This is a genomic window from Nitratireductor basaltis (assembly GCF_000733725.1).
GTDB lineage: Bacteria > Pseudomonadota > Alphaproteobacteria > Rhizobiales > Rhizobiaceae > Chelativorans > Chelativorans basaltis.
Map to the genome: position 1 here is coordinate 1,821,029 of NZ_JMQM01000001.1, position 18,429 is coordinate 1,839,457.

The 18,429-nt window shown below is 60.8% G+C and carries 19 protein-coding genes; 5 read left to right on the forward strand and 14 right to left on the reverse strand.

Going from position 1 to position 18,429, the window contains the following annotated elements:
• The first annotated feature begins 76 nt into the window (after nucleotides 1-76).
• Complete coding sequence (gene tldD, locus EL18_RS08830) at nucleotides 77-1,492, forward strand: metalloprotease TldD (RefSeq protein ID WP_036481980.1); 1,416 nt, start codon at nucleotides 77-79, stop codon at nucleotides 1,490-1,492.
• Nucleotides 1,492-2,193 carry a Sir2 family NAD+-dependent deacetylase gene (gene cobB, locus EL18_RS08835; protein WP_036481981.1) on the forward strand — a complete coding sequence of 234 codons (702 nt, stop codon included), beginning with the start codon at nucleotides 1,492-1,494 and terminating at the stop codon, nucleotides 2,191-2,193. Before tldD ends, cobB begins: the two co-directional genes overlap by 1 nt.
• Before the next feature lie 2 nt (nucleotides 2,194-2,195).
• Here cobB and EL18_RS08840 read toward each other — a convergent pair whose 3' ends face one another.
• From EL18_RS08840 to aroC, 7 genes are all read right to left on the reverse strand, one after another.
• A complete protein-coding gene (locus EL18_RS08840) occupies nucleotides 2,196-3,419 on the reverse strand; it encodes a class I SAM-dependent RNA methyltransferase (RefSeq protein WP_036481982.1) in 1,224 nt (407 codons plus the stop codon).
• Nucleotides 3,416-4,168: a TlyA family RNA methyltransferase gene (locus EL18_RS08845; protein ID WP_036481983.1), complete on the reverse strand. Its 753-nt coding sequence runs from the start codon at nucleotides 4,166-4,168 to the stop codon at nucleotides 3,416-3,418. The genes EL18_RS08840 and EL18_RS08845 overlap by 4 nt, the downstream gene beginning before the upstream one ends.
• Nucleotides 4,169-4,188: 20 nt before the next feature.
• Complete coding sequence (gene dxs, locus EL18_RS08850; protein WP_036481984.1) at nucleotides 4,189-6,114, reverse strand: 1-deoxy-D-xylulose-5-phosphate synthase; 1,926 nt, start codon at nucleotides 6,112-6,114, stop codon at nucleotides 4,189-4,191.
• A 36-nt stretch (nucleotides 6,115-6,150) separates the two neighbouring features.
• Complete coding sequence (locus tag EL18_RS08855) at nucleotides 6,151-6,411, reverse strand: exodeoxyribonuclease VII small subunit (protein WP_036481986.1); 261 nt, start codon at nucleotides 6,409-6,411, stop codon at nucleotides 6,151-6,153.
• A 5-nt stretch (nucleotides 6,412-6,416) separates the two neighbouring features.
• Nucleotides 6,417-7,343, reverse strand: coding sequence for a histone deacetylase family protein (locus EL18_RS08860; protein ID WP_036481988.1), 927 nt, complete (start codon nucleotides 7,341-7,343; stop codon nucleotides 6,417-6,419).
• A gap of 86 nt (nucleotides 7,344-7,429) precedes the next feature.
• The gene (gene ribB, locus EL18_RS08865) at nucleotides 7,430-8,527 is read right to left on the reverse strand and encodes a 3,4-dihydroxy-2-butanone-4-phosphate synthase (RefSeq protein WP_036481991.1); all 1,098 of its coding nucleotides are present in this window, start codon (nucleotides 8,525-8,527) and stop codon (nucleotides 7,430-7,432) included.
• Between the two features lie 11 nt (nucleotides 8,528-8,538).
• Complete coding sequence (gene aroC / locus EL18_RS08870; protein ID WP_036481993.1) at nucleotides 8,539-9,636, reverse strand: chorismate synthase; 1,098 nt, start codon at nucleotides 9,634-9,636, stop codon at nucleotides 8,539-8,541.
• 156 nt (nucleotides 9,637-9,792) lie between these two features.
• Here aroC and EL18_RS08875 point away from each other — a divergent pair, with 156 nt between their 5' ends.
• Nucleotides 9,793-10,044, forward strand: coding sequence for a DUF1344 domain-containing protein (locus EL18_RS08875; RefSeq protein WP_036481996.1), 252 nt, complete (start codon nucleotides 9,793-9,795; stop codon nucleotides 10,042-10,044).
• A gap of 2 nt (nucleotides 10,045-10,046) precedes the next feature.
• Here the strand turns inward: EL18_RS08875 and EL18_RS08880 are convergent, their stop codons facing one another.
• The 4 genes from EL18_RS08880 to EL18_RS17295 all read right to left on the reverse strand — a co-directional run bounded on the left by EL18_RS08880 (nucleotide 10,047) and on the right by EL18_RS17295 (nucleotide 13,043).
• Complete coding sequence (locus tag EL18_RS08880) at nucleotides 10,047-10,634, reverse strand: histidine phosphatase family protein (protein WP_036481998.1); 588 nt, start codon at nucleotides 10,632-10,634, stop codon at nucleotides 10,047-10,049.
• 45 nt (nucleotides 10,635-10,679) lie between these two features.
• Nucleotides 10,680-11,501, reverse strand: a complete 822-nt coding sequence (gene fabI, locus EL18_RS08885) for an enoyl-ACP reductase FabI (protein ID WP_036482001.1) — start codon at nucleotides 11,499-11,501, stop codon at nucleotides 10,680-10,682.
• Nucleotides 11,502-11,599: 98 nt separating this feature from the next.
• The gene (locus EL18_RS08890; protein ID WP_036482004.1) at nucleotides 11,600-12,535 is read right to left on the reverse strand and encodes a DnaJ C-terminal domain-containing protein; all 936 of its coding nucleotides are present in this window, start codon (nucleotides 12,533-12,535) and stop codon (nucleotides 11,600-11,602) included.
• A gap of 112 nt (nucleotides 12,536-12,647) precedes the next feature.
• The gene (locus EL18_RS17295; protein WP_161781980.1) at nucleotides 12,648-13,043 is read right to left on the reverse strand and encodes an RT0821/Lpp0805 family surface protein; all 396 of its coding nucleotides are present in this window, start codon (nucleotides 13,041-13,043) and stop codon (nucleotides 12,648-12,650) included.
• Nucleotides 13,044-13,163: 120 nt separating this feature from the next.
• On the opposite strand from EL18_RS17295, the gene pdxH reads away from it, so the two are divergent.
• The gene (pdxH, locus tag EL18_RS08900) at nucleotides 13,164-13,757 is read left to right on the forward strand and encodes a pyridoxamine 5'-phosphate oxidase (RefSeq protein ID WP_036482007.1); all 594 of its coding nucleotides are present in this window, start codon (nucleotides 13,164-13,166) and stop codon (nucleotides 13,755-13,757) included.
• A 24-nt stretch (nucleotides 13,758-13,781) separates the two neighbouring features.
• Here pdxH and EL18_RS08905 read toward each other — a convergent pair whose 3' ends face one another.
• The 3 genes from EL18_RS08905 to EL18_RS08915 form a co-directional block, all read right to left on the reverse strand.
• Entirely contained in the window at nucleotides 13,782-14,816 is a 1,035-nt protein-coding gene (locus EL18_RS08905; protein ID WP_051913924.1) for a PAS domain-containing protein, read from the reverse strand.
• A 103-nt stretch (nucleotides 14,817-14,919) separates the two neighbouring features.
• Entirely contained in the window at nucleotides 14,920-15,675 is a 756-nt protein-coding gene (locus EL18_RS08910) for a crotonase/enoyl-CoA hydratase family protein (RefSeq protein ID WP_036484341.1), read from the reverse strand.
• 16 nt (nucleotides 15,676-15,691) lie between these two features.
• Nucleotides 15,692-17,464, reverse strand: coding sequence for an acyl-CoA dehydrogenase family protein (locus tag EL18_RS08915; RefSeq protein WP_036482009.1), 1,773 nt, complete (start codon nucleotides 17,462-17,464; stop codon nucleotides 15,692-15,694).
• A 388-nt stretch (nucleotides 17,465-17,852) separates the two neighbouring features.
• On the opposite strand from EL18_RS08915, the gene EL18_RS08920 reads away from it, so the two are divergent.
• Nucleotides 17,853-18,362 (forward strand): hypothetical protein, encoded by a 510-nt coding sequence (locus EL18_RS08920; RefSeq protein WP_036482012.1) that lies wholly within the window; start codon nucleotides 17,853-17,855, stop codon nucleotides 18,360-18,362.
• Nucleotides 18,363-18,429 lie beyond the last annotated feature (67 nt).

The window sequence follows — 18,429 nt, forward strand, 5'->3', positions numbered from 1 at the left end:
ACCCGCTGCCCACTGGAAGCGGCCGGGCTTCCACCTTAAATGTGGGCGAAGAAATCAAAGCAGCGCCGGAGTTTTCATGCCCCGTAGATTGATCGAAGCCTTCGACTGTTCGCCCGAGAAGCTGAAAAGCATCGTGTCCGACACGATTTCAGGCGCGGATGATGGCGAGCTCTTCCTCGAATATCGCGAGGGCGAGGCGCTGATGTTCGACAATGGCCGCCTGAAGACGGCGAGCTTCAACACGGATCAGGGTTTTGGCCTGCGCGCGGTTGCCGGCGAGACTTCCGGCTATGCCCATTCAAGCGACATGTCCGAAGCGGCGCTCATACGCGCTTCCGAGGCGGTGTCCGCAGTCAAGCGCGGCTATTCCGGCACGCTGGCAGACGCGCCGCAACGCACCAACACCAAGCTTTACAGCGACGTGAATCCGATCGAGGCACCGGGCTTTGAACAGAAGGCGCGGCTTCTTGAAGAAATCGACGCCTGGGTGCGCGCCAGGGACCCGCGCGTGCGGCAGGTCACGGCCTCGCTTGCCGCCTCCTGGCAGCATGTGGAAATCATGCGCGCCGATGGCGAGATGGTGCAGGACATCCGACCTCTCGTGCGCTTCAACGTCTCGGTCGTGGTCGGCGACGGCGACAGGCAAGAGACCGGCTCCTATGGTGCGGGGGGACGCACGAGCTTCGGCGAGTTCATCGCGCAGGACAATTGGCAATTCGCTGCCAGCGAGGCGTTGCGCCAGGCGCTGGTCAATCTGGATGCGAAACCCGCGCCCGCAGGCACTTTCGACATCGTTCTGGCCAATGGCTGGCCAGGTGTCATGCTTCACGAGGCTGTTGGCCACGGACTTGAAGGGGACTTCAACCGCAAGAAGACTTCCGCCTTTGCAGGTCTGATGGGACAGCAGGTGGCCGCAAAGGGCGTGACGGTCGTCGATGACGGCACGATTGCCGAGCGCCGCGGTTCGCTGACCATCGATGATGAGGGTACGCCGTCGGCCTATAATGTGCTGATAGAGGACGGAAAGCTGGTCGGCTACATGCAGGACCGGCAAAATGCGCGCCTGATGGGCATGAAGCCGACGGGAAATGGTCGGCGCGAGTCCTACGCCCATGAACCCATGCCGCGCATGACCAACACCTATATGACGGGCGGCGACAAGACCCCTGAAGAGATCATCGCTTCGGTGAAGAACGGTATCTATGCCGTTTCCTTCGGTGGTGGTCAGGTGGATATCACCTCGGGCAAGTTCGTCTTTGGCTGCACGGAAGCCTACATGATCGAAGACGGCAAGGTCTCTTACCCGATCAAGGGGGCCATGTTGATCGGTAATGGGCCGGATGCAATGCACCGCGTCTCCATGGTTGGCAATGATCCCAAGCTCGACACCGGTATCGGCATGTGCGGCAAGGCCGGACAGGGCGTGCCGGTGGGCGTCGGCCAGCCGCATCTGCGCATGGACCGTATGACCGTTGGTGGCACGCAGGCCTGATGCGTCCCGAGCGGATCGTCATACTGACCGGTGCCGGGATATCGGCCGAATCGGGCGTGGACACCTTTCGCGACAAGGACGGCATCTGGTCGAAATACGACTACCGCGATGTCGCCACGCCTGAAGGTTTTGACGCCGACCCCGAGCTTGTGCACGATTTCTACAATGCGCGGCGCGCAGGCCTTGCGAAAGTGAAGCCGAATGCTGCGCACAAGGCGCTCGCCCGCCTTGAAGAAGCCTATGGCAAGCGGCTTGTGCTGGTCACGCAGAATATCGATGATCTGCACGAGCGCGGCGGCAGCCGCAATGTCGTCCACATGCATGGAGAGCTGAAGCGCGCTCTTTGCAGCCATTGCGGCCAGCGGCATGACTGGGAGGGCGATCTGTCCACCGCAACGCCCTGCCCCAGTTGTCATCTCAAAGGCTCGATGCGCCCGGATGTCGTCTGGTTCGGCGAGATGCCCTATCACATGGAGCGCATCTACGACGCTTTGCGCGACTGCGACCTCTTTCTCTCCATCGGCACCAGCGGCAATGTCTATCCAGCGGCGCAATTCGTGCAGGAAGCAGCACGTGCTGGCGCTCATACGGTTGAGCTCAATCTGGAACCCTCGCAAAGCATGCGCGAATTCGGCGAACTGATCCACGGGCCGGCAACCAGGGTCGTGCCGCGTTACGTGGACGGGCTTCTGAGGCGCTAGAGTTACCGCTCCAGAAGTGCCACCACTTCCACGTGAGGCGACCACAGGAACTGGTCGAGCGGGACCACCCGCGTGATGCGGTAGCCGCCCTCCACAAGCATCGCCAGATCACGGGCAAGCGTGCCGGGGTTGCAGGAGACCGCCGCAATGCGTTTCACCTTCGCCCGCGCAAGCTGTCGGCACTGGTCTTCCGCTCCCGCGCGCGGCGGATCGAAGACGACGCCGTCAAACTGGTCGAGTTCCTTCGCCAGAAGCGGGCGATGGAATAGGTCGCGCTTCTCGACCGTTAGCGGCTTCAAGCCTGGCGTTTGCCTGGCAGCTGAATCGAGTGCGGCAAGCGAGGCAGCGTCGCCTTCAACCGCGTGCACGCGTCGATTTTCGGCAAGCCGCAACGCAAAAGTGCCGAGGCCGGAGAAGAGATCTGCGGCATGTTTGGACTTTTCCAGATGCCCGCAGACGAGTTCGGCCATGACCTGCTCGATCTCGGCAACGGCCTGGGTGAAGCCCGCAGGCGGAACGATCACAGCGGCCTTGCCCACCGCAAGCACGGGCTTCTGACGCTCGACAAGCGCCTCGCCATCCAGCACGAGACGGGCAAAGCCTTGCTCGACACTAAATGTCAGCGCCTTCTGGCGAGCCCTCTCGGCGACCTTGCCTGCACCATCCACGGCAATGTCCAGCCCGGTCTGGGTAACCGTGACCGCGATGCGAAACGGTTTGGGAGTGGCCGCAAGCATGGCGGCAAGCTCGCGCAGTTGCGGCAGAGCCGAGACGATTTCCGGTCGCGCGATGGGACATTCTTCCACATCGACGACATGATGCGACTGACGGGCATTGTAGCCAAGCAGCGTGCGGCTGCCGATCTTGCGGGCGGTCAGCGCAACGCGGCGGCGCGCATGGGCGGGACAGGAAACGAGCGGCTCCACTTCCGCCTGCAAACCACGGCTGCCCAGCGCCTGCACCACCTTCTGGCGCTTCCATTCCTCGTAAGGGGAGCGCTCCAGATGCTGGATCACGCAGCCACCGCAGTCATGGAAATGCTTGCAGGGAGGTGTCACGCGTTGAGGCGCCTGCGTTACGACCGACACGGCGCGCGCCCTGCCCTTCACGATCTCGGCTTCCACCTCTTCGCCGGGCAATGCCTGCGGCACGAAGACCGGTCCGGATGGGATATTGGCGATACCGTCGCCCTGGGCGCCGAGGCTTTCAATGGTCAGTCTTGTCATTGGTCCTTGCACCCACTCAGCAAAAATTCGCGGTTGCCATCCCCGCCCTCTATGGGAGACGGCACGAGACCGGTTGCGCGCCAGCCCGGCTGTTGATCGAGCCATTGCCTCAAATCGTCGGCGACGCGGATCCCGTCTTCGCGGTCACGCAGGATGCCGCCCTTGCCGATCTTCTCGCGTCCCACTTCGAATTGCGGTTTGACGAGCAGGATCGCTTTCGCACCCGGTTCAGCCAGCGCCAGCGCCCGCGGCAGGGCCAGTTTCAGCGAAATGAAGCTTACATCGGACACCACAAGATCAATCTTCAGATTGCCCAGGTGGGACCGCTCCAATTCGCGCGCATTGAGCCCTTCGATGGAGGTCACGCGCCGATCCTCCCGCAGTGTTTCGGCAAGCTGGTCGCGCCCGACATCTATGGCCAGAACATGGCTTGCACCGCGTTCGAGCAGGACCTGCGTGAAGCCGCCCGTGGATGCGCCTACATCAAGGGCCGTGCAGCCGGCGGGATCGATTTCGAACGCGTCGAGCCCGTGAAGCAGTTTGAGAGCAGCGCGCGAGACATAATTCTGCGCGGGGTCAGCCACCGATACTGAGGCCGTGGCAGCCACCATCTGGCCCGCCTTGGCGGCATTTTGTCCATCCACGAGAACGGTGCCACGCAGAACGGCATCACGGGCGCGGGCACGGCTTGCAAAGAAGCCCCGCTCGACCAGCAACTGGTCAAGCCGCAGTCGTGCGGGCTGGTTCATGACTTCGTCCCCGACGCCTTTCAGGCGCGTGCCTCGGTTTGCTGGCGTCCAAGTGCGGCAAAAACGGTTCTGACGATGCCGCTGGCATCAAGCCCCGCATCAGCCACCATCTTCTCGGGCTTGGCGTGGTCCATGAACACATCCGGCATGACCATGGAACGCACCTTCAAGCCGTTGTCGAGCAGACCTTCATTGGTCAGGAAATGCAGAACCTGTGAGCCGAAGCCGCCAACCGAGCCTTCCTCGATGGTGACGAGAACTTCATGATCGGAAGCAAGCTGGCGCAGAAGCGCCTCGTCAAGCGGCTTCGCAAAGCGCGCATCGGCAACCGTGGTGGAGAGACCGGCTGCATCAAGTTCGTCCGCAGCCTTAAGGCTGTCGGCCAGGCGGGTGCCGAGGGAAAGGATGGCGATCTTGCTGCCTTCCTTCACGATGCGGCCCTTGCCGATTTCGAGCTTCTGGCCGCGCTCGGGCATTTCTACGCCCACGCCATTGCCACGCGGATAGCGGAAGGCGATGGGACCGGCATCATGGGCGACTGCGGTCGCGACCATATGTTTCAGCTCCGCCTCGTCGGCAGGAGCCATGACAACCATGTTCGGCAGGCTTGCCAGATAGGCGATATCGAAGGCGCCGCAATGGGTTGCACCATCCGCACCGACATAGCCCGCACGGTCGATGGCGAAGCGAACAGGCAAATTCTGTATCGCGACATCATGCACGACCTGATCGTAAGCGCGTTGCAGGAATGTGGAATAGATTGCGCAGAACGGCTTGTAGCCTTCCGTCGCCATGCCAGCCGCGAAGGTCACGCCATGCTGTTCAGCAATGCCGACGTCAAATGTTCGCTCGGGAAATTCCTTGCCGAAAAGGTCGAGACCCGTGCCCGAAGGCATGGCGGCGGTTACGGCGACAATCTTGTCGTCCTCGCGCGCCTCTTCCTGCAGTGCCTGCGCAAAGACCTTGGTATATGCAGGCGCATTGGACGGTGCCTTGGCCTGCGCGCCCGTGATGACGTCGAATTTCGAGACGCCGTGATACTTGTCGGCAGCAGCCTCTGCGGGCGGATAGCCCTTGCCCTTCTGGGTGACCACATGGATCAGCACCGGGCCCTGTCCGTGGTCACGGACATTTTTCAGGACCGGAACGAGGTGCTCCATATTGTGTCCGTCGATCGGGCCGATATGGAAGAAGCCCATTTCCTCAAACAGTGTGCCCCCGGTGACATAGCCACGCGCATGCTCCACCGCGCGGGTGATTGCGCGGTCGACATTCTTGCCGAGATAGGAGGAAAGCTTCTTTCCGAAGTCGCGGAAGCCCTGATAGGTGCGGCCGGAAGCCAGACGCGCCAGATAGGCGCTCATCGCACCTTGCGGCGGGGCGATCGACATGTCGTTGTCGTTGAGAATGACGATCAGCCGCGCATCCAGTGCGCCCGCATTGTTCATGGCCTCATAGGCCATGCCGGCTGACATTGCACCATCGCCGATCACCGCGATGACATTGTTGCGCCCGCCTTTGAGATCACGCGCCACGGCCATTCCGAGACCGGCGGAGATGGATGTGGAGGAATGCGCGGCACCGAACGGGTCATATTCGCTCTCGGAGCGCTTGGTGAAGCCGGAAAGTCCGCCTTCCTGACGAAGCGTGCGGATACGGTCGCGGCGGCCTGTCAGGATCTTGTGCGGATAGGCCTGATGGCCGACATCCCAGATGATGCGGTCATCGGGCGTGTCGAAAACGTGGTGAAGCGCGACCGTCAGTTCCACGACACCAAGGCCCGCGCCAAGGTGACCACCGGTCTGCGAGACGGCGTCGATCATTTCCGTGCGCAGCTCGGAAGAGAGCTGCACCAGTTCGTCTTCGCTCAGTCCCTTGAGATCACCTGGCAGCCGCACCTTGTCGAGGAGCGGGGTTTCTGGCTTGGTCACGTTCTCAACCTTCATTCCTGCCACCCGCTGAAACGCGAGCGGCGTTCAATTCTATTGCGGATCCAGCGGTTCCACACCGGCAGGCTGGCCCTCGCGCGACAGGCGGATCTTTTCCACCTTGTCTTCGGCGGCCTTCAGCAGGCGGTCGCAATGAGCCTTCAACGCCTCACCGCGCTCATAGATGCGGATCGACTGCTCCAGCGGCACGTCGCCGCGCTCCAGGTCGTTGACGATGCTTTCCAACGCGTCGAGCGCCTGTTCAAAGCTCATCGCCTTGATGTCGCCATTGGCGTTTTCGGCTTCGGCTTCCATTCACTTCATCCTTTCATCAGGCGACCGACATGGGCCGCGACAGACAGGGCCAGTCCTTCAAGGTCGTAACCGCCTTCCAGCACGCTGACAATCCGGTTGGAGCAAAAGCGTGCCGCCTTGTCCATGAGTTCTGCCGTCGCCCAGGAGAAGTCGTCCTCGGTAAATGTAAGTTCGGCAAGCGGGTCACGGTAGTGGGCATCGAAACCCGCCGAAATGATGATGAGGTCCGGCGAAAACTGCACAAGGCGCGGCAGGATCACCGAATCCATCGCGTCGCGGAAGGCCACTCCGCCGTCGCCGCGCCTGAGCGGCACATTGCAGATATTGCCAGCACCCGTCTCGCTTTCCGCGCCGGTGCCGGGATAAAGCGGCATTTCGTGGGTGGAGCAATAAAGCACGCTCGGGTCATCCCAGAAGATGTCCTGCGTGCCGTTGCCGTGATGCACGTCCCAATCGATGATGGCGACGCGTTCGGCTCCGTGCTCCTGCTGCGCATGCCGCGCGGCGATGGCGGCATTGTTGAAGAGGCAGAAGCCCATGGCCCGGTTCTTTTCGGCGTGATGACCGGGCGGACGCGTGGCAACAAAGGCGTTGTCGCATTCCCTGTTGAAAACAGCATCAACGGCAGCCGTGGCGCCGCCAATCGCGCGGCGTGCGGCGTCCATGCTCTTGGGGCTGACGCTCGTATCCTCGTCGATCTTGGCTCTTCCCTCGGCGGGTATCGCTTGCTTCACGCGCTGGCGATACTCGGGTGGATGGGCGAGCAGTATCGCATCCTCATCAGCTAGTGGTGCCTCGAAGCGCTCCAGCGGATTGAAGATGTCGTGTGACAGCACCTTCTCGATGGCGCGCAGGCGATCGGCCCGCTCGGGGTGGCCAAGGGGCGTGTCGTGTTCCAGACAGTCGGAATGGGTGAAGATGCGTGTGACCATTCAACCGATATATGCGCTGAAGGGGCGTTTGACCACGCCCCTCCTCACAAAGTCACTGGCGACAATATAGCCGGCGCGCCGGCGGGTCAGACGATTTCGGTCGAAGAAATGCGGATGCCGAATCCTTCAAGACCCACATAATGGCGCTCGCGCGATGCAATCAGCTTGATCGAGCTGATACCCAGATCGCGCAGGATCTGCGCGCCCAGACCAATTTCGCGCCACTCGCTCTCGCGCTGCAGCGCTTCCCGGTGGGCTTCTGCCTCGCCACCGACCGGACGACGTTCCTGGTGGGCGACACCGAGCGAACCCTCGCGCAGGTAGACGAGAACGCCCCGGCCTGCAGCTGCCATATGCGCCATTGTCTGCTGCAGGCGCGCTTCGCTGCCGAAGACATCCTCGACGACATTCTCCGTGTGCAGGCGCACAGGGATTTCCTCTCCGTCGCGAATATCGCCAAAGACGATTGCGACGTGCTGCATGGCCTCCCATGGCAGTTTGTACGCATGGCCCTGAGCCCCGCCGGAAGGTGTAGCCACGGGGAAGCTTGCGACACGCTCCACCAGCGTTTCCTGGCGTTGGCGATAGGCGATGAGGTCGGCAACGGTGACCTGCTTCAGTTCGTGCTTTTCGGCGAATGCCTGCACATCGGGGCCGCGCATGACCGTGCCGTCGTCATTGACGAGTTCGCAGATGACGCCGACCGGCGGCAGGCCTGCCAGCTTGCACAGGTCAACAGCGGCTTCCGTATGGCCGGAACGCATCAGGACGCCACCCTCGCGCGCGACCAGCGGGAAGATGTGGCCGGGACGGACGAAATCGCTGACGCCGACATTCGGATTGGCGAGATTGCGAACCGTGAGCGTGCGGTCGTCCGCGGAGATGCCGGTCGTGGTGCCGTGCTTGAAATCGACACTGACGGTGAACGCGGTCTGATGCGGCGCATCGTTGTCGGCAACCATCGGGGTCAGTTGCAGGCGCCGCGCTTCCTCGCGGGGCATGGGCGTACACACGATACCGGAGGTATGGCGTACGATGAATGCCATCTTTTCAGGTGTGCAATGCACGGCCGCGACGATGAGATCGCCTTCATTCTCGCGTCCGTCGTCGTCCATGACAACCACGATCTCGCCACGCTCAAAGGCGCGCAGCGCCTCGACAACCTTCTTCTGGTCGTATGCCATTCTCGAAACCCTCAGATACGGCCGGTCTGGCCGCGATGGCGCAGATAGTGATCGGCGATTGCACAGGCCACCATGGCTTCGGCAATTGGCACCGCACGGATGCCAACGCAGGGGTCATGGCGCCCCTTGGTCATCACATCCACCTCAGCACCATCCTTGTCGATGGATTTGCGGGGCGTGAGGATGGAGGATGTCGGCTTGACGGCAAATCGCGCGACGATGGGCTCCCCGGTGGAGATGCCACCCAGCACGCCGCCCGCATTGTTGGACAGGAATACCGGCTTGCCGTCTTCGCCCATGCGCATCTCGTCGGCATTCTCCTCGCCGGTGATGCGGGCGGCCTCGAAGCCGTTGCCGATCTCCACGCCCTTCACGGCATTGATGGACATGAGGTTGGCGGTGATTTCCTGATCGAGCTTGGCATAGATCGGGGCGCCGAGCCCTGCCGGCACGCCTTCGGCCACGACTTCGATCACCGCACCGACGGAGGAGCCGTTCTTGCGAATGCCGTCGAGATAGTCGGAGAATACCGCAACAGAGGCGGGGTCCGGCGTGAAGAATGGATTTTCCGCATTGCCGATGAAATCCCAATCCCAGTTGGACCGGTCGATTTCCTTTTCGCCCATACCAACAAGGGCGGCACGCACCTTCATGCCCGGCACGATCCTGCGCGCCAATGCACCGGCGGCAACACGTGTCGCGGTTTCGCGTGCCGAAGAGCGACCGCCGCCCCGATAATCGCGCAGGCCGTATTTCACATCATAGGTGTAGTCGGCATGGCCGGGGCGGAAGCGCTTGGCAATCTCGCCGTAGTCCTTCGAGCGCTGATCGACATTCTCGATCATCATCGAGATAGGCGTGCCGGTTGTGATGAACGTGCCATCTTCCTGTGGCAATACGCCGGAAAGGATCTTTACCTGGTCAGGCTCGCGGCGCTGGGTGACGAAACGCGACTGGCCGGGACGGCGACGGTCGAGATCGTCCTGTATGTCTTCCTGGCGAAACTCGATGCCGGGTGGGCACCCGTCGATGACGCAGCCGATGGCCGGCCCGTGGCTCTCGCCCCAGGTGGTGACCCGAAACAGATGACCAAACGTGTTGTGCGACATGAACCCTTCCTCTGTGCCCGCCTAGCGCGTGCTTGTATTTGCCTTCCTTTCCACGGTCAAACCTTGGAAGGGAACTACTTTTGACACATTCGCGCGGGATTAGTGACACCTGATAACAACCCGCACAAGCCGGGTTACGACAACAGAGGATGAACAATGCGTAGCGTTTTTGCTCTCGCCCTTGCTCTAGCCACTTTTCTCGCCCTTCCCGCCAGCGCTGCCGATACGGATGGCGTTGTGAAAAGCGTGGATATGGAAAAGATGACCGTCACGCTGGAAGACGGCCAGACCTATAAGCTGCCTGCCGAGATGGATGCTTCCAGCATTGAGGCGGGCAGCATGGTCGTGATCGCCTACACGGAAATCGAAGGTTCAAAGCAGATCACGGATCTCTTCGTCCCGGAATAAGCTCAAAGCCAATCAAGCTTGCCGTCGGACAGCCGCAGGATGCGATCCTGTGGCACATCCATGGCAGCCGCCTCGTCTCCGTTCATCCCGCCGACCAGGTGGAAGATTGCGCGGATGATACCGCCATGGGTGACGCAAACCGTGGGACCGTCGAGCTTGTCGAGAAACGTCTTCACGCGAAGCGCCATCTTTTCATAGCTCTCCGCATCGCGGCCGGGTGGCATGAAGCGCCACTTGTTCGATGTCCGCCCCTCGGTGCAGCCGGGATTGGCGGCCTCAAGCTCGGCATGGGTGAAGCCCTGCCAGTCGCCGAAATGCACTTCCTTCAATAGCGGATCGGTGCGGAAGCCGCGCGCCGGCAGGCCCATGCCCGTGCGAACACGTTCCATGGTCTCGCAGGTGCGGCGGAGCGGACTTGCGACGAAATCGAAATCGTCGGGGTTTTGAACCAGCTCGCGCATCTTCGCGCCGTTGCGGTCGGCTTGGCTGCGACCAAGCGTGTTGATGTCGGTGTCGACCTGCCCCTGCAGGCGTCCCTCGACATTCCAGTCCGTCTGGCCGTGGCGGACGATATAGGTAAGCGGAAACATCAAAGCCCCATGGCCGGGCTCTGGCCCGGCCCGTTCGTGATTGCCTCAGTCGTCCTTGACGACGGAGATATCCGGTGCGTCGACTGCCTTCATGCCAACGACGTGATAACCGGAATCGACGTGGAGAACTTCGCCGGTGACGCCGCGCGAGAGATGCGAGAGCAGATATAGACCGGAATCGCCGACCTCATCCGTGGTGACAACACGCTTGAGCGGCGAGTTGTACTCGTTCCAGCGCAGGATATAGCGGAAGTCGCCAATGCCGGAGGCGGCGAGCGTCTTGATCGGGCCTGCCGAAATCGCGTTAACGCGGATGTTCTTGCCACCCAGATCGACGGCGAGGTAGCGCACGCTCGCCTCAAGAGCCGCCTTGGCAACACCCATCACATTGTAGTGCGGCATGACCTTCTCGGCACCGTAATAGGTGAGCGTGAGCATCGAACCGCCATCACTCATGAGCGGTTCGGCACGGCGGGCTATCTCGGTGAAGGAGTAGACCGAAATATCCATCGAGCGCAGGAAGTTTTCCCGCGAGGTCTCGATGTAGCGGCCGTCCAGCTCGTTCTTGTCGGAAAATGCGATTGCGTGGACGAGAAAGTCGAGCTTGCCCCAACGCTTCTCGATCTCGGCGAAGACCGCATCCATGGATGCAGGGTCGGTTACGTCCAGATGTCCGACCGTGATGGCGCCCAACTCGTCGGCGAGCGGCTCGACGCGCTTCTTGAGAGGCTCACCCTGATAGGTCAGTGCAAGCTCAGCACCTTCATTGGCGCATGCCTTGGCGATACCCCAGGCGATCGACCGATTGTTTGCGACGCCGAGGATAAGGCCCCGCTTGCCGGCCATCAGGCCATTGCCACCTGCCATTGACTCTTCTCCGAACTTCTTTACGGCGCTGCCGTATCGCACAGAGCCGGGAAAGCATCAAGCATCAAGGCTGCGGGCATGCACGCAAAGGCGTGTTTTCAGGCTTCCTGGCGGCGGAAAAGCGCCTCCAATTCCGGATCACCGCCCTCCGGCAGCATGATGCGCACATGCACGTAAAGGTCGCCCTCGCCGCCGGTCTTGAGCGGCAGGCCCCGCCCCTTCAGCCGCAGGGTCTTGTCGGAGCTCGACCATTCGGGAACCCGCACGGCGAGCTTTCCAGTCGGAGTTTCCACCGGAACCTTGGCGCCGAGCACCGCATCCTTCAGAGAGACGGGCAGATCCACATGCAGATCGCGTCCCTCGATGCGGTATCGCGGATGCGGTTTGAAACGCAGCTTGACCAGTGCATCGCCGCGCTGGCCGAATGGCGTTTCATTTCCCTGCCCTTTCAGGCGGATTGTCTGACCGTCTTCCACATAGCGCGGCAGCTTGACGGCAAGCTTGCGGCCATCGGGAAACTGTGCGGTGACCTTGGCCGCGGTCGCGATCTCTTCGATGGTAACGCCAAGCGCGACATTTGTGTCGCCCATGCCTTCGGGCCGCTGCTGCTTGCCGCGCGATGCGCGGGCACGCGAGCCGCCGCCAAAGGCCTGGCCGAATATCTCGCTGAAAATGTCCTCGCCGCCGAAGCCTGCACCGTCCGCGCCGCCTGCGTGGAACTCGAAGTGCGAACTGTGGCCACGGCTGCCGCCGCGCCTGAAGCCTGCAAAGGGGTCGCCATGCGCGCCGCCCTCGAAGCCATGGAAGCGCGGTTTGCCGGTTTCGTCGATCTCGCCATTGTCATAAGCCGTTCGCGACTTGGCATTGCCTATGATGTCATAGGCCTGGCTGATCTCGGCGAAACGCTCCTTCGCCTTCGGATCATCCGGACGCTGGTCTGGATGATACTGCTTTGCAAGCTTGCGGAACGCGGACTTTATCTCTTTTTCGGACGCGCCTTTGGACACGCCCAGCACGTCATAAGGGTTTTTCATGCCTCGTCTTGCCTAGCGCGGGCGCGGAATGCGCGCCTCTTCAGGAATTACAATTGGTTTCGCGGACTTATATGCGCATTCCTCAGCGCAAATTCCAGTGCAGCAGCCGGTTTCACAGCTTTTCCAGATGCTTCATGAACCAGCTTCCAGAAGGCAATCTGCATGCCTCACCCTGGTAGAGATTGATGCCCTCGAAGCTCTCGCGAGTGGTGGTAACGGCACGGCAGGACGGAGTATCGGCGGTCGTTGCGGAGGCCGTGAGCACGCCGCGCGCACCGGTTTCGACATTCTCCCAGCGCAGGCTTTGCGTGCTGTCTGCTTCTTCCGGCACATTGGTCAGCGCAGAGAGCATGAAGGGGATATCCTCAAGCATTATCTCGGGGAGCGTTGGCTTTTGCGGCGCAATCGTGGCCGTGGTCAGCTCTCGGTCAATGGAGCGCGCCGTCGTTTCCAGGCCCCGACCGGCACCAACGCAGGCGGCAAGCGTGAAGGCAAGCATTGTCAGCATGCCCATCTTCGCGAGTGCCCCAATCATCAGCGTCAGTAGCCCCTTGATCGAAATGCCCCTATAGGCATGCTCATATGCTCATTCCCAGTAGGGACCCACAGGGTAAGGAATTGGTTAACAATGGGTGATTTCACCGAGCGCACAGAGCCTTTTGCGCTGTTTGGCGAGTGGCTTGACGTGGCAAGGGAAACCGAGCCGAATGATCCGAATGCAATGGCCCTTGCAACCGTCGATCCCGACGGGCTGCCGGATGTGCGCATGGTGCTGTTGAAGGGATTCGATACCCAGGGCTTCGTGTTCTACACAAACCTGGAGAGCGCCAAGGGGCGCGAGCTTCTTGCCACGCCCAAGGCAGCTCTCTGCTTTCACTGGAAGAGCCTGCGCCGGCAGGTGCGTGTTCGCGGGCTCGTCCAGCAGGTCACGGATGCAGAAGCCGACGCCTATTACGCCACGCGCCCGAGAGGAAGCCGCATTGGCGCCTGGGCCTCGAAGCAGTCCCGTCCGCTTGAAAGCCGCTTTGCGCTTGAAAAGGCGGTTGCCGAATACACCGCGCGTTATCCGATCGGTGACATTCCGCGACCGGATCATTGGTCGGGCTTTCGCATCACGCCGGTGCAGATCGAATTCTGGATGGACAAGCCCTTCCGCCTGCATGACCGGCTGCTTTTCGAGCGTGACGGTGAGGCATGGAAGACGACGCGGCTTTATCCGTGAGGCGGACACCGCTGGCCGGCTGCCCTATTCATGGTCGGACAGCGGGACCATGATTTCGAACCTGGTGCCGTTTTCGCGGGCGATATCGGTGCGGGCGCCAAGTGCGGCGCTCATGGATTTGATAATGCGCCCGCCGAGGCTTTTCGTCGACGGCCACTGAACATCGTCAGGAAGGCCTGTACCATTGTCGGATACGGCAATGCGAACCGCCCCGTCCGCCGACTTGGCGATTTTCAAGCCGATGAGACCGCTCTCGCGTCCTTCGAAGGCGTGCTGCAACGCGTTGGTCACGATCTCGGAGACGAGCATTCCCAGATGCGTTGCCAGATCGACGGAAACCAATACCGGCTCCACATCGATTGCGGTCTTGATCCGGTGATCAGGGTCCAGCGACACCGTCGCTTCGACTATACTCGAGAGATAGCTGTCGAGCTGGATCCGATTGTCGGAAACATGGCGGCGCGATGATTTCTCTGTAAGCTGCTCATAGAGAAGTTGCAGGCTTTCGACTCGCTGGGACAGACTGTCGAAGCGTCCGCCGAGTTCCGGTGGCGCGGAATGCGCGTGCATGCGGATGAGGCTTACCACCATGGCAAGATGGTTCTTGACGCGGTGCTGGATTTCCTGAAGCTTCAGATCCGCTGCCACGAGCGAGTTGGCAGCCTCGTCCGGATCGCCAACCGGCTTCTGGATGCCGACGAAATAGACGATCTCCTGCCTGGCATTGCGCAGTGGCGCCAGATGCAGATCATTCCAGAAGGTCGAGCCGTCCTTGCGGTAGTTCAACAAGGTGATTTCGATGGATCGGCCCTGCTCGATCGCTGCGCGGATTGCGTCAACGGAGCGCTTGTCGCTCAGTTCGCCCTGCAAAAACCTGCAATTGCGACCGATCACCTCGTCGGAACTGTAACCCGTTGTCTGCTCGAAAGCGGCATTGACGAAGACGAGCGGCATGTCGGGCTGCCGCGGATCGGCAACAGTGATCGACACCGGAAGCTGTTCCAGTGAATAGTGGTCAATGGACTCATCCGTGACCCAGCGTTCGACGATTTCGTTCACGTAGTCCCCGCCTTGCGCGCAGCAACCGCCACGAGTAGGGCAGCCGTAGAAGTGTTATATCTGGTGCCTATTGTCGAACGGGCAAGGTCGCAAGGGCAAGTAATTATTTCGTCCGGGACCTGCTGAGGAACGCCATGAACGCCTGTCGTGCTTCATCGGATTTGAGGCGCGCCTTGAAGTGCTCGCCCTCTTCGCGGATGCGCTCAAGCACGGGCTCGCGCGGCCCGCGGATCAGATCACGCGCGATAGCCAACGCCTGGGGCGGTTTGGCAGCGAGCTGTTCGGCAGCTTCAAACACCGCTGTTTCCAAGGCGTCCGCCTCAACGAGCTTGTAGATCAGCCCGTCAGCCTGCGCTTCTTGCGCCGGCAGCTTTTCGCCCATGGCCAGAAGCGCGAATGCGCGCTGTGCGCCCAGGCTTGCCGGCGCGATGAGGCTTGAAGCCGCTTCCGGCACAAGGCCCAGATCAACAAATGGTGTGTGGAAGACGGTCTGCGGCGTCGCGAAGGTGAGGTCGCAATGCAGGTGAATGGTCGTACCGATACCGACTGCAATGCCGTCCGCACCCGAGACGAGCGGCTTTTTCGACTGCGCCAGGGCCTGGAGGAAATCGAATACCTCGTTTCCACCCGCCTGCCCCGTGGCAATCGCCATGAAGTCGCCCATGTCATTGCCTGCGGAGAAGATGCCCGGCACGCCGAGCATCACGTGGCAGCGCACCGCCTCATCCTCATCGCCGTCGATCAATGCCTTCGCCATGGCGGAATACATGTCGCGGGTGATGGCGTTCTTCTTTTCCGGGCGGTTCAGGCGGATAACCTGCACCGCGCCGCGACGCTCGATCTGGATGAATTCGCTCAAGACGCTCTCCCCGACTTCAAGCTGCAAAGAGGCTGGCGGCAGCCTTGAGGCTTTCGCCACCATCGATCACCGCCTGACGAAGACCGGCGGTCTCGCGCAGGTGATTTTCTGCCAGATAACGCGTCAGACTTGCCATCTTCGCATCCGAAGCAGAAACCGCGCCGCCAGCGAGCAGTGTGGAACCTGCGGCCAGCGCGAAAAGGCGCAGATATGGGGTCGCGCCTGATAGCGCCTTTTCCATTGCCCCCTCGCCGGTCTGGCTCATCAGGAAGTCGGTGGTTTCCTGCAGATGGTCGAGGCTTTCGATCAGCAGGTTTCCGGTATCGGCAAGCTCGGCCATGTTCGCGCCACGCACGCGCTCAGCGGTCTCGCGCAGTTCCTTGATGAAGCCGCGCACATGGTCACCGCCCGATTGCGGCAGCTTGCGCATGACGAGGTCGATGGCCTGAATGCCGTTGGTGCCTTCGTAGATCGGCGCGATGCGCGCGTCGCGGTAAAGAACGGCCGCACCCGTTTCCTCGATGAAGCCCATGCCGCCATGCACCTGCACGCCAAGCGATGCGGCCTCAACGCCGATATCGGTCGGGAAGGCTTTTGCGAGCGGGGTAAGCAGATTGGCGCGTTCCTGCCAATGGCGCGCCTCATCACCTTCGCTCAGGCGTGCCATGTCGATGGCATGGGCGCAGGAATAGGTGATGGCGCGCGAGGCCTGCGTCATGGCCTTCATGGTCAGAAGCATGCGTGCGACATCGGGGTGTTCGACTATCGGGCTCATGCCTTCGCTCGAAGCACCCGGCGCGCGGCCCTGACGGCGCTCCTGCGCATAGGCCAGCGCGCGCTGATACGCGGCTTCCGCGATTGCAACGCCCTGCATGCCAACGGCAAGACGCGCATTGTTCATCATGGTGAACATGCAGGCCAGACCGCGATTTTCCTCACCGACCAGCCAGCCGATGGCACCCTTTTCCTCGCCGAACCGGCCGTCACCATAAATCATGGTGCAGGTGGGGGACGCGTGGATGCCAAGCTTGTGCTCGATGGAAGCGCAGAAGACATCGTTGCGCGCGCCGATGGAGCCATCATCATTGACCAGATATTTCGGCACGAGGAAGAGCGAGATGCCCTTGGTGCCCTTTGGCGCATCGGGCAGGCGTGCCAGCACCAGATGGACGATATTGTCCGTCATGTCGTGCTCACCGAAGGTGATGAAGATCTTCTGGCCGAAAATTCGGTAACTGCCATCCTCGCTGCGCTCGGCCCGCGCGGTCAGCGCGTTGAGATCAGAACCGGCCTGCGGCTCGGTCAGGTTCATGGTGCCGTTCCACTCGCCGGAAACGAGCTTTTCCAGATATTTCTGCTTCAGTTCCTCGGAGGCATGGGCCTCGACGGCCTCGATGGCACCCTGCGTCAGCGTCGGGCAAAGCGCGAAGGCCATGCTGGCGGAATTCCACATTTCCTGCGTGGCAACCAGCAGCGTCATGGGCAGGCCCTGCCCGCCATGTTCCTCAGGCGCTGCAAGCCCGTTCCATCCGCCCTCGCACCAGGCCCTGTAGAGATCGCCCCAGCCCTTCGGCATGGTGACTTCACCGTCCTTCCAGACCGCACCTTGCTCGTCGCCGATCTTCGCCAGCGGCACGATCTCCTCGGCGGCAAAACGCCCGGCTTCCGCCAGGATCGCATCGACCAGATCGGCCGACAGATCCCCATAGCGCCCGGCCTCCAGCGCCTGCTTCATGCCGGTGACGTGATTGAGGGTAAAAGCGATTTCATCGACAGGTGCGCGATACATGCGAGATCTCCTCCGAAACAAGCGCCCGAACGCTAGCGGCAGACAGTTGCCGAGGCCAGCGGGGAATGGTGGAAATCTGGATAATTTCTTTTTACGTAAACGTCAAACTTGTTTGCAGACATTTTGCCGCAGTTGCACCGGATTCAAGGCAAAATAGAATCCTTTATAGGCAGAGGCCCGGACGCAATATTTCCAACAGATGGCGTGGGCCACGATCTGAAAAAACGCGCGGTGAATCTCTCTGCACGCCGTCTGCGCCCCCACCACCTACGCGAATATGAAATAATATATAAATAGAACTATTGATGTGATTATTCAAACTGGTAGTATTAACGGCAATCGTGGTATTACTGAATTTTATATATTAAACTGATTTTGGATTATTCTTATGTTTACATTCGGAAAAGCTCTTACCATTGGCATAGCTTCCCTTTCCTGCATCGTTTTGACTGCATATGTCATCAAGACTGATGGAAAACTGCAATCTGCGAAAGATCAGGTATTGGTGTCCGATGACAGCTACGACGATCTGGAACGTGAGTGGTTCACATATGGATCTGAGCCGGATGTTTCCGAGGCAGGGTGCGAAGTCCGCAAATTTGACGCCAGCGAGCATCTGGCGGACTACCCCTTCAAGAATGCGTGGGACCGGTCTAGCGGTGAGCTACTTCTGAGAAATCTTTATCATAAAAAACGATGGAGCGGCATCGCAGATGCCGGCGAGTGCACCTGCGATCTCTACAATCCAGACGTCGATAGCGTTGTAGCTGAAGCCCTTGATCTACTCGACAACAATGACAGTCGTGATTGGACAGGAATCTACCGAAAAATATCGCGAGAAGAACTTGAATTGCAGAGGAAACATAAGAAGCAGTGTAGGGATTCCGGGGTGATCTGAACCCATGGAACTCATTTCTCTATTCTACAACCAGACCCAGGCATTGCTCGATGCCACAATGGCTTCA

Bases quoted from the DNA above. Each gene is read 5' to 3' on its own strand.
- EL18_RS08890 (WP_036482004.1), bottom strand. From the start codon at position 12,535: ATGAAAAACCCTTATGACGTGCTGGGCGTGTCCAAAGGCGCGTCCGAA.
- aroC (WP_036481993.1), bottom strand. From the start codon at position 9,636: ATGTCGCACAACACGTTTGGTCATCTGTTTCGGGTCACCACCTGGGGC.
- EL18_RS08840 (WP_036481982.1), bottom strand. From the start codon at position 3,419: ATGACAAGACTGACCATTGAAAGCCTCGGCGCCCAGGGCGACGGTATC.
- EL18_RS08915 (WP_036482009.1), bottom strand. From the start codon at position 17,464: ATGTATCGCGCACCTGTCGATGAAATCGCTTTTACCCTCAATCACGTC.
- tldD (WP_036481980.1), top strand. From the start codon at position 77: ATGCCCCGTAGATTGATCGAAGCCTTCGACTGTTCGCCCGAGAAGCTG.
- EL18_RS08875 (WP_036481996.1), top strand. From the start codon at position 9,793: ATGCGTAGCGTTTTTGCTCTCGCCCTTGCTCTAGCCACTTTTCTCGCC.
- EL18_RS08845 (WP_036481983.1), bottom strand. From the start codon at position 4,168: ATGAACCAGCCCGCACGACTGCGGCTTGACCAGTTGCTGGTCGAGCGG.
- EL18_RS08855 (WP_036481986.1), bottom strand. From the start codon at position 6,411: ATGGAAGCCGAAGCCGAAAACGCCAATGGCGACATCAAGGCGATGAGC.
- fabI (WP_036482001.1), bottom strand. From the start codon at position 11,501: ATGGCAGGTGGCAATGGCCTGATGGCCGGCAAGCGGGGCCTTATCCTC.
- EL18_RS08920 (WP_036482012.1), top strand. From the start codon at position 17,853: ATGTTTACATTCGGAAAAGCTCTTACCATTGGCATAGCTTCCCTTTCC.
- ribB (WP_036481991.1), bottom strand. From the start codon at position 8,527: ATGGCATACGACCAGAAGAAGGTTGTCGAGGCGCTGCGCGCCTTTGAG.
- cobB (WP_036481981.1), top strand. From the start codon at position 1,492: ATGCGTCCCGAGCGGATCGTCATACTGACCGGTGCCGGGATATCGGCC.
- dxs (WP_036481984.1), bottom strand. From the start codon at position 6,114: ATGAAGGTTGAGAACGTGACCAAGCCAGAAACCCCGCTCCTCGACAAG.
- EL18_RS08860 (WP_036481988.1), bottom strand. From the start codon at position 7,343: ATGGTCACACGCATCTTCACCCATTCCGACTGTCTGGAACACGACACG.
- EL18_RS08880 (WP_036481998.1), bottom strand. From the start codon at position 10,634: ATGTTTCCGCTTACCTATATCGTCCGCCACGGCCAGACGGACTGGAAT.
- EL18_RS17295 (WP_161781980.1), bottom strand. From the start codon at position 13,043: ATGCTGACAATGCTTGCCTTCACGCTTGCCGCCTGCGTTGGTGCCGGT.
- pdxH (WP_036482007.1), top strand. From the start codon at position 13,164: ATGGGTGATTTCACCGAGCGCACAGAGCCTTTTGCGCTGTTTGGCGAG.